At 69.5% G+C, this 12484-nt stretch carries 15 protein-coding genes; 8 read left to right on the forward strand and 7 right to left on the reverse strand.

Features of this window, described 5'->3' with window-relative positions; genetic code table 11:
- Nucleotides 1–21: 21 nt before the first annotated feature.
- Nucleotides 22–1023: a DUF3558 domain-containing protein gene (locus OG352_RS25250; protein ID WP_329219978.1), complete on the reverse strand. Its 1002-nt coding sequence runs from the start codon at nt 1021–1023 to the stop codon at nt 22–24.
- A gap of 118 nt (nt 1024–1141) precedes the next feature.
- Nucleotides 1142–1975, reverse strand: a complete 834-nt coding sequence (locus OG352_RS25255; RefSeq protein ID WP_329219979.1) for a DUF3558 domain-containing protein — start codon at nt 1973–1975, stop codon at nt 1142–1144.
- A gap of 225 nt (nt 1976–2200) precedes the next feature.
- Between OG352_RS25255 and OG352_RS25260 the strand changes: the two genes are divergently transcribed.
- Nucleotides 2201–3394 (forward strand): RtcB family protein, encoded by a 1194-nt coding sequence (locus OG352_RS25260; RefSeq protein ID WP_329219980.1) that lies wholly within the window; start codon nt 2201–2203, stop codon nt 3392–3394.
- A gap of 49 nt (nt 3395–3443) precedes the next feature.
- Here OG352_RS25260 and OG352_RS25265 read toward each other — a convergent pair whose 3' ends face one another.
- From OG352_RS25265 to OG352_RS25285, 5 genes are all read right to left on the reverse strand, one after another.
- A complete protein-coding gene (locus tag OG352_RS25265) occupies nt 3444–4277 on the reverse strand; it encodes an LAGLIDADG family homing endonuclease (protein WP_329219981.1) in 834 nt (277 codons plus the stop codon).
- Nucleotides 4278–4424: 147 nt separating this feature from the next.
- Nucleotides 4425–5120 carry a tyrosine-protein phosphatase gene (locus OG352_RS25270; protein WP_329219982.1) on the reverse strand — a complete coding sequence of 232 codons (696 nt, stop codon included), beginning with the start codon at nt 5118–5120 and terminating at the stop codon, nt 4425–4427.
- Nucleotides 5121–5205: 85 nt separating this feature from the next.
- Nucleotides 5206–5433 carry a hypothetical protein gene (locus OG352_RS25275; protein ID WP_329219983.1) on the reverse strand — a complete coding sequence of 76 codons (228 nt, stop codon included), beginning with the start codon at nt 5431–5433 and terminating at the stop codon, nt 5206–5208.
- Complete coding sequence (locus tag OG352_RS25280) at nt 5433–6209, reverse strand: SDR family NAD(P)-dependent oxidoreductase (protein ID WP_329219984.1); 777 nt, start codon at nt 6207–6209, stop codon at nt 5433–5435. Before OG352_RS25280 ends, OG352_RS25275 begins: the two co-directional genes overlap by 1 nt.
- Before the next feature lie 121 nt (nt 6210–6330).
- On the reverse strand, nt 6331–6669 hold the full coding sequence (locus tag OG352_RS25285) for a YnfA family protein (protein WP_329219985.1): 339 nt from the start codon (nt 6667–6669) through the stop codon (nt 6331–6333).
- Nucleotides 6670–6772: 103 nt separating this feature from the next.
- Here OG352_RS25285 and OG352_RS25290 point away from each other — a divergent pair, with 103 nt between their 5' ends.
- From OG352_RS25290 to OG352_RS25320, 7 genes are all read left to right on the forward strand, one after another.
- Nucleotides 6773–7252 carry a hypothetical protein gene (locus OG352_RS25290; protein ID WP_329219986.1) on the forward strand — a complete coding sequence of 160 codons (480 nt, stop codon included), beginning with the start codon at nt 6773–6775 and terminating at the stop codon, nt 7250–7252.
- Nucleotides 7253–7309: 57 nt separating this feature from the next.
- Nucleotides 7310–7783 carry a MarR family winged helix-turn-helix transcriptional regulator gene (locus OG352_RS25295; protein WP_329219988.1) on the forward strand — a complete coding sequence of 158 codons (474 nt, stop codon included), beginning with the start codon at nt 7310–7312 and terminating at the stop codon, nt 7781–7783.
- A 3-nt stretch (nt 7784–7786) separates the two neighbouring features.
- A complete protein-coding gene (locus OG352_RS25300; RefSeq protein WP_443072331.1) occupies nt 7787–8845 on the forward strand; it encodes a permease in 1059 nt (352 codons plus the stop codon).
- A complete protein-coding gene (locus tag OG352_RS25305; protein ID WP_329219989.1) occupies nt 8842–9639 on the forward strand; it encodes a TIGR03943 family putative permease subunit in 798 nt (265 codons plus the stop codon). The genes OG352_RS25300 and OG352_RS25305 overlap by 4 nt, the downstream gene beginning before the upstream one ends.
- A 258-nt stretch (nt 9640–9897) precedes the next feature.
- Entirely contained in the window at nt 9898–10989 is a 1092-nt protein-coding gene (locus OG352_RS25310; protein WP_329219991.1) for an LLM class flavin-dependent oxidoreductase, read from the forward strand.
- A complete protein-coding gene (locus OG352_RS25315) occupies nt 10986–11657 on the forward strand; it encodes an FMN reductase (RefSeq protein WP_329219992.1) in 672 nt (223 codons plus the stop codon). The genes OG352_RS25310 and OG352_RS25315 overlap by 4 nt, the downstream gene beginning before the upstream one ends.
- Nucleotides 11658–11742: 85 nt before the next feature.
- A complete protein-coding gene (locus tag OG352_RS25320) occupies nt 11743–12483 on the forward strand; it encodes a response regulator transcription factor (RefSeq protein ID WP_329223956.1) in 741 nt (246 codons plus the stop codon).
- Nucleotide 12484: the final 1 nt, after the last annotated feature.

Consider the following 12484-nt stretch of genomic DNA (forward strand, 5'->3'; position numbering starts at 1 on the left):
GGCAAACGCGTTGCCGGACCGTCAGCTCTTCGGCCCGGCGGACGCCTTCGGAGCCGCCGCGGCGGCCTTGGACGCCGTCGCCGACGCGGTGGCGGACGGGGTCGCCTTCGCAGTCGGGGAGGCCGAGGAGGAGGCCGACGAGGAGGCGGACTTCGAGGGGGCAGAGGTGGCCGGGGCGCTCGGGGCCGAGGACGACGTACCCGAACTCCCGCCGCCGCCCTCGCCGTTGGCCGACTGCACCGAGGCCACGGCCTCCTTCGCCGCCTTCTCCGCCGACTTCGTCAGGGTGTCCGCGCTCGGCGTCTTGTCGCCCGCCAGACCGGCACCGTTGTAGTCGAGCGTGACGACGACGTTCTCCACCCGCGCCACGATCGTCTGCTGCTTGAAAGCGCCTTCCGACTTCTTCAGGTCGTACCGCACGAGCGTCGCCTCGTCGCCCGTCCCGGCGGCCGGCGTCGCCTTCACGTTCTTCGCGCCCGCCACCGCCTGCGCGTCCTTGACCTGCTTCGCGTAGTACGTCTGCGCCTGCGACTCACCGTCGCCGGTCGTCGGGTCCGAGTCGAAACGCAACAGGGACACGTTCAGCCAGCGGAACTGCGAGCCCTTCACACCATTGTTGGCCAGACTCGACCAGGAACAGTTCGCCCGGGCGGCCGTGTCGCTGGACGTCCCCTCCTTGCCGGAGGACGTCCCCTTCGGCACCAGCTCCGTCAGCGTCTTCTTCGACAGCACCGCGCACGCCTCGGGCAGCGTCTTGTACGCCGCCGCCTGCACGGTCGGCGCGGCGCTCGCCGCCGAGTCGTCGCCGGAACCGGTGGAGGCACTGGTGTCCTGCGCGTCGTTCCCCGAGTCGGAGCCGGAGTCCGAGGAGCAGCCCGCGGCGATCAGCATCACCGGGACGGCCACCGCCGCGGCCAGGAGGCGGTTCAGCCCTCCGGCACGCTTCACGCGCCCGTCACGCTGCTCACACTGGTCAAACTGGCCGTCTCGCTGGGCTCGTCGCTGCATGGTTCCTTCACTCATGACGCTCGTGGTTCCTGCGGTCGGATCGGGTCCGAGGGGCCACGGTACGCGGTGAAGAAGCCGTGCGGTTCCGCTTCAAGGGCTTTACGAGGACGACGCGAGCGGCGCCGAAGTGGCCTCAGCCGGCCAGGGAGTCGGCGAGCTGCGCCGCCAGTTTCCGGGCCTTGTCCTGCATTTCCTCGCTGTCCGGGACCACGCCCACGGTCGCCGGCTGCTCGTCGTATTCGATCGTCACGATGACGTTCGACGTGCGGAACGCCACAGTCACCGTGCGCTGCTTGGCGGTCGAACCGGAGCTGCTGAGCGCGTCGTCGATGAACGCGTCGTCGCCGAGGTCGTCCAGGAGACGGGGCTGGATGTCGGCGGCGGGGACGGTGGAGGTGGAGGAGGGAGATGCTGAGGTCGAGGTGGAGAGGGACGGCGACGGGGATGCCGAGGCGGAGGCTGAAGAAGACGGGCTCGGGCTGGTCGGGCCGGCCGTCGACGTGCTGGGCGCGACGGGCGCCGGGAGGTCGGCCGCCGTCACCTTGTTCGCGAAGAGGGTCTCCGCCTGGGTGTCGTCGCTGACGGCGTTGTCGTAGGAGACGACCCGCTCGAAATCGACGTAGAGGTGGTCGGTGGCGTCAGCCGACTCCACCTTCCAACGGCAGCCCACCTTGCGGTCCGTGTCGTACGTCAGCGTCGCCTGGCCCGCGTAGGCGGCCGTGCGCCGGGCCTCGTCGGCGAGCTGCTTGATGCCGGGGAGGAGGGAGTCCAGGGTGGAGCGGCTGACCACGCCGCAGGCCTCCGGGAGCGTGGCGTACTTGCCGGGCTGCGCGGCTGCGGTGGAGGTGCCGGGCTCGCCCGGGTTGGAGTTGTCCGTCGAGCCGCCCTCGTCCGAGCCGCCGGTGCAGGCGGCCAGCAGCGCCGCGAGGAGCACGACGACGCCGGGTACGTACGCCTTCCGCTGCACGGTCGGCTCCTCTCGATGGTGATGCGTGGTGGCTCTCGGGGGACGGGTGTCCCGGTCTCCCCGTGTCCTCGCTGGTTAATCGCTTGCCGGGCGAGGGTGGCCCCGGCAGACAATGTGTATCGCACGCAACACCGTGGATGCCGGTCCGCCGTCCGTTTTCATTGACCTTGGCCCTGGTTTTGCGACCTATGACTTTTGTATGGATTCCAGGGGAATGAGGATGTTATGTCGTACGTGGAGATGCCGGGCGCGAAGGTACCCATCCGTATGTGGGCCGACCCCGCGTCGGTCGAGGAGGGGGCGCTGCAGCAACTCCGCAACGTCGCGACCCTGCCGTGGATCAAGGGCCTCGCGGTCATGCCGGACGTCCACTACGGGAAGGGCGCGACGGTCGGCTCGGTCATCGCGATGCAGGGGGCTGTGTGTCCTGCGGCGGTGGGGGTCGACATCGGGTGCGGGATGTCGGCGGTCAAGACGTCGTTGACGGCGAACGACCTGCCCGGGGACCTGTCTCGGCTTCGGTCGAAGGTGGAGCAGGCTATTCCGGTGGGGCGGGGGATGCATGACAGTGCCGTTGAGCCGGGGCGGTTCCATGGGTTGGCCACCGCGGGGTGGGACGACTTCTGGGGGCGGTTCGAGGGGGTTGCGGAGGCGGTGAAGTTCCGTCATGGGCGTGCAGAAAAGCAGATGGGGACGCTTGGAAGCGGAAACCACATGATCGAAGTCTGTCTCGATCAGTCAAATGCGGTCTGGCTCATGCTGCACTCCGGTTCCCGGAACATCGGCAAGGAACTGGCCGAGCATCACATCGGTGTTGCTCAGAAGCTCCCGCACAACCAGGGGCTGGTCGACCGCGACCTGGCCGTCTTCGTGTCGGACACCCCGCAGATGGCCGCGTACCGGAACGATCTGTACTGGGCTCAGGAGTATGCCAAGTACAACCGCGCGATCATGATGGCGCTGCTGAAGGACGTCGTCCGCAAGGAGTTCAAGAAGGCCAAGCCGACCTTCGAGTCCGAGATCTCTTGCCACCATAACTATGTGGCGGAGGAGCGGTATGAAGGCATGGACCTTCTGGTCACGCGCAAGGGTGCGATTCGCGCCGGTTCCGGTGAGTACGGGATCATTCCCGGTTCGATGGGCACCAGCTCGTACATCGTGAAGGGCCTCGGCAACGAGAAGGCTTTCAACTCGGCTTCGCACGGGGCGGGTCGGCGCATGAGCCGGAACGCGGCGAAGCGGCATTTCACGGTGCGGGATCTGGAGGAGCAGACGCGGGGTGTGGAGTGCCGCAAGGACTCCGGCGTGCTCGACGAGATTCCGGGTGCCTACAAGAACATCGACCAGGTGATGGATCAGCAGCGAGACCTGGTCGAGGTGGTGGCGAAGCTGAAGCAGTTCATCTGTGTGAAGGGGTGAAGGGGTGGAAGCGAGAGGGGCCGAGCCATTATGGCTCGGCCCCCTTTGCTTACTGATCGTTTGCCGGCATCGGGACTTGTCCGGTCCGCAACCGCCAGAGGCGCAAGCTGCAACTCTGGACGGTTCTGTCCAATGCTTCAGCAGCCGGCTCGGCGTTGTTGTGTTCCAGCAGAACTCGGTCTTCCCATACCTTCCAACGGCGGTGGCTCATCACCTTCATGCCTGCCGGGCGCGTCCACGCTGAGAGCGAGTCGGCTGCTGACTGCTTCCGCTCCAGTGAGAGGCAGCCGGAGTAGTAGAGATGGGCTGCCAGCTTCTGGGCGTTCTCCTTTGTGTAGAGGATGTTGTAGATCGCGTCCCGGGTGTTGCGCTTGAAGTTGCGCTCGGCGCCTGTGACTTCCTGGGCGTACTGGCACAGATAGGCGGCGATGGCCGTGCTGGCCGTGGTGAGGGAGACGAAAGGGAAGCCCTTGCTCGTGCAGCCCACTGAGCCGTCGGCGTCGATGACGCCCCGGATGTAGTCGCGTTGTGAGAACTCGCCGAGTGGTGGGGAGATCGTCTTCGATTTCCGGCCGTAGGGCAGGCCGAGCCCGTTGAGTTTGGTCCTGGCTTCGAGGGAGCAGAGGCTCCAGACCGCCGAGTGAGCGGTCTTGGAGAAATTCGTCGATCTTGTACGTTCGCTGATGCTGCTGTTGTACGGCGTCAGCTTCTGGAACTTACCGAGAAGCTCGATATCCCGTGCGTTGATTTCCACGGTCAACCGTCCGCGCTGACGCGACTGTTGGGAGAGATGCCCGTCCGCCTGCAAGAAGCCGAACATGTACGCGTACTCCGGGACCCTGAGATCCATGAACTGGTGAGGGATAGGCTCGCAGTCAGCCATGAGGAAGTGATTCCTTCCTTGCTGGTCAGGCCCTTGCCAGGGATGCCGGTCCCGGGTGAGGGCCGTCGTGTTCGACGTTTCTGACGTGAGCCTAGATCGCCAGTTCGTCCGTCGATCGGGTGATCTGCGACGTTCACTCGTGTGGGTTCAGGTGAGTCGTTTCTCCAGCAGTGTCACCGCGTACGGGCTGCCCGGTCCGTCGTTCTTCGAGCGCTGTTCTCCTGCGACCCTGTAGCCCGCCGACTCGTAGTACGTGCGGAGGCGCGGGTTGGTGGAGAGGCAGTCCAGGCGGGCGTAGGGGCGGTTTGTTGCGGTGATGCGGGATTCCGCCTGCACCAGCATCTTGCGGCCCGTGCCCGGTGGTGATGTGTGGGGGGTCGTCATCAGGCGGTGGATGTAGCCGGCTTCCGGGGGGCGGGGGCCCCAGGCGGCCGGGTCGTCCCACCAGAGTTCCCAGGCGCCGGTCGGTGTTCCGGCCGCGTATGTCAGCCAGACCTCGCCCTCGTGCATGCGGTTGACGAAGTGGGCTTCGGTCTTTTCGCCCGGCTGCCATTGCCTTATGCCTCGGGCCAGTTGCCACAGCGCCGCCGTGTCGTGGTAGGTGAAGGAGCCGCTCTCCGGGATCCGGCCTCTCGAGTCCGCCTCCCACGGGTGGCGCAGGTCGATCACCGTGCGGATGCCGAGGGAGAGGAAGCGGTCCCAGTCGGGGGTGTCCGGTGTCAGTTTGCCGAGGGAGTCCGCGCGGAACAGGTGGCCGGGGCGGACTCGGTCGCCGGTGCCGGTCGGGTATCCGCCCAGGTCGCGGAAGTTGTGCACCGTCTCGAACGGTATGTGTCTGTCCACGGACAGGACTTTAGGGCGGGGTGGGAACCGGGGCGGGTTGCGGTGCCGGGATGTGTTGCGGCGTCGGCTTCGGTGCCCTGAGCTGTTACTTCGCGTGGCGGACTGCGTAGATCATGACGAACGCGATGATGTGGATGCCGAAGAGGAAGTACGCCAGGAAGACCCACATGTGGCGTTCGTTCTTCGTTTCCTGGATCAGGCGGCGTTGTTCCAGTTCCAGGGCCAGTTCCAGGGCCAGGGACTTCGCCGCCTCGTCCGCCTCGTCCGCCTCGTCCGCCTCGTCCGCCTCGTCCGGCTTGTTCTGGTCGGGCATCACAGTTCCCTGTGGACCTTCGTGTTCGAGGCCTGGGCGCGGGGGCGGAGGATCAGGAGGTCCACGTTGACGTGGCTGGGGCGGGTCACCGCCCAGGTGATCGTGTCCGCCACGTCGTCGGCGGTGAGGGGGTCGGCGACGCCCTCGTAGACCTTGGCGGCCTTGTCCTCGTCGCCGGCGAAGCGGGTGAGGGCGAACTCGTCCGTCCTGACCATGCCGGGGGCGATCTCGATGACGCGGACCGGCTCGCCGACGATCTCCAGGCGGAGGGTCTCGGCCAGGACGTGGGCGCCGTGCTTGGCGGCGACGTAGCCCGCGCCGCCCTCGTAGGTGCCGTGGCCGGCGGTGGAGGAGATGACGACGACCGTGCCGTCGCCGCTCGCCACCAGCTTCGGGAGCAGGGCCTGGGTGATGTTGAGGGTGCCGAGGACGTTCGTCTCGTACATGCTGCGCCAGTCGGCCGGGTCGCCGGTGGCGACGGGGTCGGCTCCGAGTGCGCCGCCCGCGTTGTTGACGAGCACGCCGATCGTCTTGAAGGCCGTCGCGAACTCGTCGACCGCCGCGCGGTCCGTCACGTCCAGGGGGTACGCCGTCGCCGAGCCGCCTGCCTGCGTGATCTCCTCGGCCAGCGCCTCGATGCGGTCCTTGCGGCGGGCGGTCAGGACGACCCGGTAGCCGGCCGTGGCGAGCTGCCGGGCGGTGGCGGCGCCGATACCGCTGCTCGCACCGGTGACGACGGCGATGCGGGCGGCGGCGGACGGTGCGGCGGTGGCCATGGCGTGCTCCTCGGGGGTGCGTACGGGGTGGTGCGTGCGGGGCGCGTACGGGAGTGCGGGGTGGTGCGGGAGGTTCTGCGGGCGGCTGCTTTCCAGGGTAGGCGACGTCAGGCGCCGTTTCTCAGGCGCCGTTCCTCGGGGCCCACATGATCACGGCCATGCCGGCGAGGCAGATCAGCGCGCCGGCCACGTCCCAGCGGTCGGGGCGGTAGCCGTCGGCGACGGCGCCCCACAGGAGCGAGCCGGCGACGAAGATGCCGCCGTATGCCGCGAGGATGCGGCCGAAGTGGGCGTCGGGCTGGAAGGTGGCGACGAAGCCGTAGGCGCCGAGGGCGAGGACGCCGCCCGCCGCCCACAGCCAGCCCCGGTGTCCGCGTACGCCCTGCCAGACCAGCCACGCGCCGCCGATCTCGAAGAACGCGGCGACGACGAAGAGGGCGGCGGAGCGGGCGATCAGCATGCCCGCAGCTTGGCACGGGGGTGCGCTGTCACCTGTTGGAGGGCGTCTGCGTGGCGCTGTGCGTGGGATACATCGCTACAACCGGTGAGCGAGGAGTGGTGGTATGCGCAGGATGTGGGGGCTTGTGGTGTGGGGTGCCGTGCTGGCTGTGGGTGTGGGGGCGGGGGGTTCGTCTGCGCTTGCTGCGGGGGACGGGGGCGAGGCCGACCTCTCCTATCACGGCTTCGCCGCGATGGACGGCGGGCTGCTCGACGTGCGGCTCACTCCGCGCAATCACGGTCCCGGCGACGTCTCCGACTCGACGGTGCGGCTGCGGTGGTCGGTGCCGTTGGCGGCGGGGGAGCAGCGGTTGCCGGTGGGGTGTGCGCGGACGGGGCGGCAGGAGGTGGTGTGCCGGACGGGGGCGCTGGCCGCGGACGGGCTGGGGGAGCAGATCGCGTTGCGGGTGGCGCTGAGGGGGCGGCCGACGGAGGTGACGATGGACGTCGACACGTTGTGGGGTGGTGGGGCGGTGGACCGTAACCGTTCCAACGACCGGCGGCAGGTGCTGGTGTTGGACACCGGGGACGCGTACTTCTTCTGAGGCCGTCGTCGTACGATCTGCGGGCGGCGCCGACGGAGGCGCTCACGAAGGGGTGCGATGTCCGGGAACGTGCGGTCGCGGCTGCTGGACGAGGTGTCCGTCGTCTCCCGTCGGTATGTGGCCGCGTATGCCCTGTTCAACCAGGCTCTCGCGGACCGTCTGGGGCTGCACCCCACGGACCTGCAGTGTCTGAACCTGCTGATGCTGGAGCGGGAGCCGGTGACGACGGGCCGGGTCGCCGAGCTGACGGGGCTGACCACCGGGTCGGCGACCCGGCTGGTGGACCGGTTGGAGCGGGCGGGGTACGTCGTCCGGGAGCGGGACGCGGCCGACCGGCGGCGGGTGCTGGTGGCGACGGTGCCGGAGCGGATCGCGGAGTTCGGGCGGATGTGGGAGCGGCTGGGCGGCGACTGGATGCCGCTCTTCGACGACCTGGCCGACGCCGAACTCGCGGTGATCGTGCGGCACATGCGGCGGACGGTGGACTTCGGCGCGGAGCAGGTGACGCGGTTGCGGGAAGGCCGGGTGTAGGGCATGGGTGTGGATACGGGCATATCGTCACCATCGCCGTCGTCGCTGTCGGCGTCGTCGGACGTGGTGGGTGGCGAGGGGGCGCGGAGTGGTCGTCCTGGGCGTGAACTGCCGCGTCACTGGGGGCTGTTGCTGCTCGGGGCGGCTGTGGTGCCGGGGGTCGTGCTGGTGGTCGTCGGGCGGTCGTTGGACGCGCCGGCGGTGCAGGCGTGGCGGACGGTGTGTCTGGCGGTGACCGTGCAGGCGTTGCCGTTCCTGTTGTTGGGGACGGCGTTGTCGGGGGCGATCAACGCGTTCGTGCCGGCGCATGTGTTCGGCCGGCTGCTGCCGAAACGGGCCGGGCTGGCGGTGCCGGTGGCCGGGCTGGCGGGGGTGGTGCTGCCGGGGTGCGAGTGTGCGTCGGTGCCGGTGGCGAACAGTCTGATCGCGCGGGGGGTCACTCCGGCGGCGGCGTTCGCGTTCCTGCTGTCGGCGCCCGCCGTGAACCCGGTCGTGCTGACCGCCACGGCCGTCGCTTTTCCGGGCAGTCCGGAGATGGTGCTCGCCAGGCTGGTCGCCTCGCTGGTGACGGCCGCCGTCATGGGCTGGCTGTGGCTCTGGCTGGGGCGGGAGGAGTGGCTGAAGCCGGCGGTGCGGCACACCGGGCATGTGCCGGGGCGCAGTCGGTTCACGGAGTTCCGGCGCGGTTTCCAGCACGACTTCCTGCACGCCGGCGGTTTCCTGGTGGTGGGTGCGATGGCGGCGGCGACCTTCAACGTGGCGGTGCCGCGTTCGGTGCTGGACACGTTCGCCGGGTCGCCGTGGCTGTCGGTGCTGTTCCTGGCGCTGCTGGCGATCTTGCTGGCGGTGTGCAGTGAGGCGGACGCGTTCGTGGCGGCGTCGCTGAGCGGGTTCTCGCCGGTGGCGCGGCTGGCGTTCATGGTGGTGGGGCCGATGGTCGACCTGAAGCTGATCGCCTTGCAGGCGGGGACGTTCGGGCGGGCTTTCGCGGTGCGGTTCTCGGCGGCCACGGCGGTGGTCGCGGTGGTGTGCAGCGCGGTGATCGGAGGGGTGCTGCTGTGAGGCGGTTCGCGCAGGTGGGGCTGTTGGTGCTCGGGGGGCTGGGGTTGTTGCAGACCTCGCTCTTCACGGACGAGTACCTGCGGCTCGTGAAGGAGGGGATGCGGCCGTTGCTGATCGCCTCGGGGGTGGTGCTGATCGGGCTGGGGGTGACGGAGGCGTGGGTGTCCCTCCGACGGCCGCATGAGCATGAGCAGCAGGAGAGGGAGGGGGGCGGGGGCGAGCGTCGTTCCGACGGGCACGGTCATGGCGGGCACGGTCATGGCGGTCATGGGCACGACCACTCCGGTGTGCCCCGTGTCGCCTGGCTGCTCTTCCTGCCCGTGCTGAGCCTGCTGTTCTACGCGCCGCCCGCCCTCGGGTCGTACACCGCGTCGCGGGAGCCCGCGAAGGCTGTCGCCGTGCAGGACGACGACTTCGACCCGCTGCCGGCGACGTCCCCGCTGCCGATCACGCTCACCGACTTCACGCAGCGGGTGCAGCAGGACCGGTCGAAGGCCATCGGGGGGCGGGCGGTGGTGATGACCGGGTTCGTCTCGCCCGCCTCGGCGAAGGACGACGGCTGGTATCTGACCCGGATCATCGTCAGTTGCTGTGCGGCGGACGCGTCGTCCGTGAAGGTGCTGGTCCACGGGGTCGCGGCGCCGAAGTCCGACACGTGGGTGAACGTCACCGGGACCTGGCACGCGGGCGGCGTGCTGGGCACGTCGTCGGCGGCGGTCGCGGTGGACGCGCGGGGTGTGGTGAAGGTGCGCAAGCCCTCGAACTCGTACATGGACGCCCTGCCGCTCGGCTGAGGGCGGCCGGCGGAGGACCGGAGACGGAACCGGAGACGGAGCCGGGACCGGGAACGGAGCCGGGAACGGAGCCGGGAACGGAGCCGGGAACGGAGCCGGGAACGGAGCCGGGACCGGAAACGGAACCGGAAACGGAACCGGAAACGGAACCGGGAACGGAGCCGGGAACGGAGCCGGGAACGGAGCCGGAATAGAACGCGGGAGGGGCGCGTTGGGCGGGTATAGTTGAACGGTAAACAACTTGGAGGTTGAGCGACCATGCAGTTCGGGATCTTCAGCGTCGGCGATGTCACGCCGGACCCCACCACGGGCCGTACGCCGACCGAGCGTGAGCGGATCAAGGCCATGGTCGCCATCGCGCTGAAGGCCGAGGAGGTCGGCCTCGACGTCTTCGCCACCGGTGAGCACCACAACCCGCCGTTCGTGCCGTCGTCCCCGACCACGATGCTCGGGTACATAGCCGCGCGGACGGAGAAGCTGATCCTCTCCACCTCCACCACGCTCATCACCACCAACGACCCGGTGAAGATCGCCGAGGACTTCGCGATGCTCCAGCACCTGGCCGACGGGCGTGTCGACCTGATGATGGGGCGCGGGAACACCGGCCCGGTCTATCCCTGGTTCGGGCAGGACATCCGGCAGGGCATCAACCTCGCCGTCGAGAACTACGCCCTGCTGCGCCGCCTGTGGCGCGAGGACGTCGTGAACTGGGAGGGCAAGTTCCGCTCCCCGCTGCAGGGCTTCACGTCCACGCCCCGCCCGCTGGACGACGTACCCCCCTTCGTCTGGCACGGGTCCATCCGCTCGCCCGAGATCGCCGAGCAGGCCGCCTACTACGGCGACGGCTTCTTCCACAACAACATCTTCTGGCCGGCCGACCACACCAAGCAGATGGTCGAGCTGTACCGGGAGCGGTTCGCGCACTACGGGCACGGCACGCCCGAGCAGGCGATCGTGGGGCTCGGCGGGCAGGTGTTCATGCGGCGCAACTCGCAGACGGCCGTCCGTGAGTTCCGGCCGTACTTCGACAACGCGCCGGTGTACGGGCACGGGCCGTCGCTGGAGGACTTCACCGACCAGACGCCGCTGACCGTCGGCACGCCCGAGCAGGTCATCGAGAAGACGCTCGCCTTCCGCGAGTACGCCGGTGACTACCAGCGCCAGTTGTTCCTGCTGGACCACGCGGGGCTGCCGCTGAAGACCGTGCTGGAGCAGCTCGACCTGCTCGGCGAGGAGGTCGTGCCGGTGCTGCGCAAGGAGTTCGCGGTGGGGCGTCCGGCGGGGGTGCCCGAGGCGCCGACCCATGAGTCGCTGGTCAAGGCCGCGCAGGAAGGGGTGGGTGTCGTATGAGGCTCGTCGTCGTCTCGGCGGGGCTGAGCGTTCCGTCGTCGACCCGGCTGCTGGCCGACCGGCTGGCGGCGGCCACTGCCGGGCGGGCGGAGGCGGAGGCGGACGTGGACGTGCGGGTCGTCGAGTTGCGCGACCTCGCCGTCGAGATCGCGCACAACCTCACCAACGGCTTCCCCGGCCGGAAACTGGCGGACGCCCTCGACGCGGTGACGGGGGCGGACGGGCTCGTCGTCGTCACGCCCGTGTTCTCGGCGTCGTACAGCGGACTGTTCAAGTCGTTCTTCGACGTGCTGGACCAGGACGCGCTGGCGGGCAAGCCGGTGCTGATCGCCGCCACGGGGGGCAGCGCCCGGCACTCGCTCGTCCTCGAACACGCGATGCGGCCGCTCTTCGCCCACCTGCGGGCCGTCGTCGTGCCGACCGCCGTCTACGCCGCCTCGGAGGACTGGGGCGCGGAGGGGCTGCCCGAGCGGATCGAGCGGGCGGCGGGGGAGCTGGCGGCGCTGATGACGGGACTGGCGGGACTGGCGGGACTGGCGGGGCCGTCGGGATCGTCGGTGGCCCGGTCGGCGCAGCCGGTGAAGGGCGGGTTCGAGGTCCTTCCGTTCGCCGAGCGGCTGGCGGCGATCGCCGTCCCGGCCGGGGCGCCCAGGCCGGCCGGACGGTGAGAGCCCAGTAAGAAGGGTGATCGTAGGACCGTCCGCACCGCGCAACCACCGAAGGCCTTGGCAGACTGGGCGGGTGCCTCCCACCCTGCTGCTCGCCGAAGACGACCGTGCCATCCGCCACGCCCTGGAACGCGCCCTGACCCTGGAGGGCTACCAGGTCACCGCGGTCGCCGACGGGGTCGAGGCGCTGGCGCACGCCCACAAGAACCCGCCGGACGTGCTCGTCCTCGACGTGATGATGCCCGGCATCGACGGCCTCCAGGTCTGCCGGGTGCTGCGCGCCGAGGGCGACCGCACGCCCATCCTGATGCTGACCGCGCTGGTGGAGACCGCAGACCGGATCGCCGGACTGGACGCGGGCGCCGACGACTACGTCGTCAAGCCGTTCGACGTCGAGGAGGTCTTCGCCCGGCTGCGGGCGCTGCTGCGCCGGACCAGCCCGGAGGCCGCGCCCGTGGCCGAGGCTCCGAAGGAGCAGCAGCCGCAGCCCTCGGGCTCGGGCTCGGGATTGGGATCGGGATCGGGACGGCATGTGGAGGCGGCCGGGCTGCGGATGGACCCGCAGGCGCGGCGGGCGTGGCGGGGCGCGCGGGAGCTGGAGCTGACCCGGACCGAGTTCGAGCTGCTGGAACTGCTGGTGCGCAACGCCGGGATCGTCCTGGACCACTCCACGATCTACGACCGGATCTGGGGCTACGACTTCGGGCCCGGCTCGAAGAACCTCGCCGTCTACGTCGGCTACCTGCGCCGCAAGCTCGATCAGCCGGGCTCCCCGCAACTGATCCACACCGTGCGCGGTGTGGGTTACGTGCTGCGGGAGGACTGAG

Origin of the sequence: Streptomyces sp. NBC_01485, from assembly GCF_036227125.1 — a bacterium.
Lineage (GTDB): Bacteria > Actinomycetota > Actinomycetes > Streptomycetales > Streptomycetaceae > Streptomyces.

What these genes read in the sequence shown, in the direction of transcription:
- OG352_RS25265 (WP_329219981.1), bottom strand. Translation starts at nt 4,277, where the DNA reads ATGGCTGACTGCGAGCCTATCCCTCACCAGTTCATGGATCTCAGGGTC.
- OG352_RS25315 (WP_329219992.1), top strand. Translation starts at nt 10,986, where the DNA reads ATGAGGCTCGTCGTCGTCTCGGCGGGGCTGAGCGTTCCGTCGTCGACC.
- OG352_RS25250 (WP_329219978.1), bottom strand. Translation starts at nt 1,023, where the DNA reads ATGAGTGAAGGAACCATGCAGCGACGAGCCCAGCGAGACGGCCAGTTT.
- OG352_RS25310 (WP_329219991.1), top strand. Translation starts at nt 9,898, where the DNA reads ATGCAGTTCGGGATCTTCAGCGTCGGCGATGTCACGCCGGACCCCACC.
- OG352_RS25300 (WP_443072331.1), top strand. Translation starts at nt 7,787, where the DNA reads ATGGGTGTGGATACGGGCATATCGTCACCATCGCCGTCGTCGCTGTCG.
- OG352_RS25280 (WP_329219984.1), bottom strand. Translation starts at nt 6,209, where the DNA reads ATGGCCACCGCCGCACCGTCCGCCGCCGCCCGCATCGCCGTCGTCACC.
- OG352_RS25275 (WP_329219983.1), bottom strand. Translation starts at nt 5,433, where the DNA reads ATGCCCGACCAGAACAAGCCGGACGAGGCGGACGAGGCGGACGAGGCG.
- OG352_RS25290 (WP_329219986.1), top strand. Translation starts at nt 6,773, where the DNA reads ATGCGCAGGATGTGGGGGCTTGTGGTGTGGGGTGCCGTGCTGGCTGTG.
- OG352_RS25295 (WP_329219988.1), top strand. Translation starts at nt 7,310, where the DNA reads ATGTCCGGGAACGTGCGGTCGCGGCTGCTGGACGAGGTGTCCGTCGTC.
- OG352_RS25260 (WP_329219980.1), top strand. Translation starts at nt 2,201, where the DNA reads ATGTCGTACGTGGAGATGCCGGGCGCGAAGGTACCCATCCGTATGTGG.
- OG352_RS25285 (WP_329219985.1), bottom strand. Translation starts at nt 6,669, where the DNA reads ATGCTGATCGCCCGCTCCGCCGCCCTCTTCGTCGTCGCCGCGTTCTTC.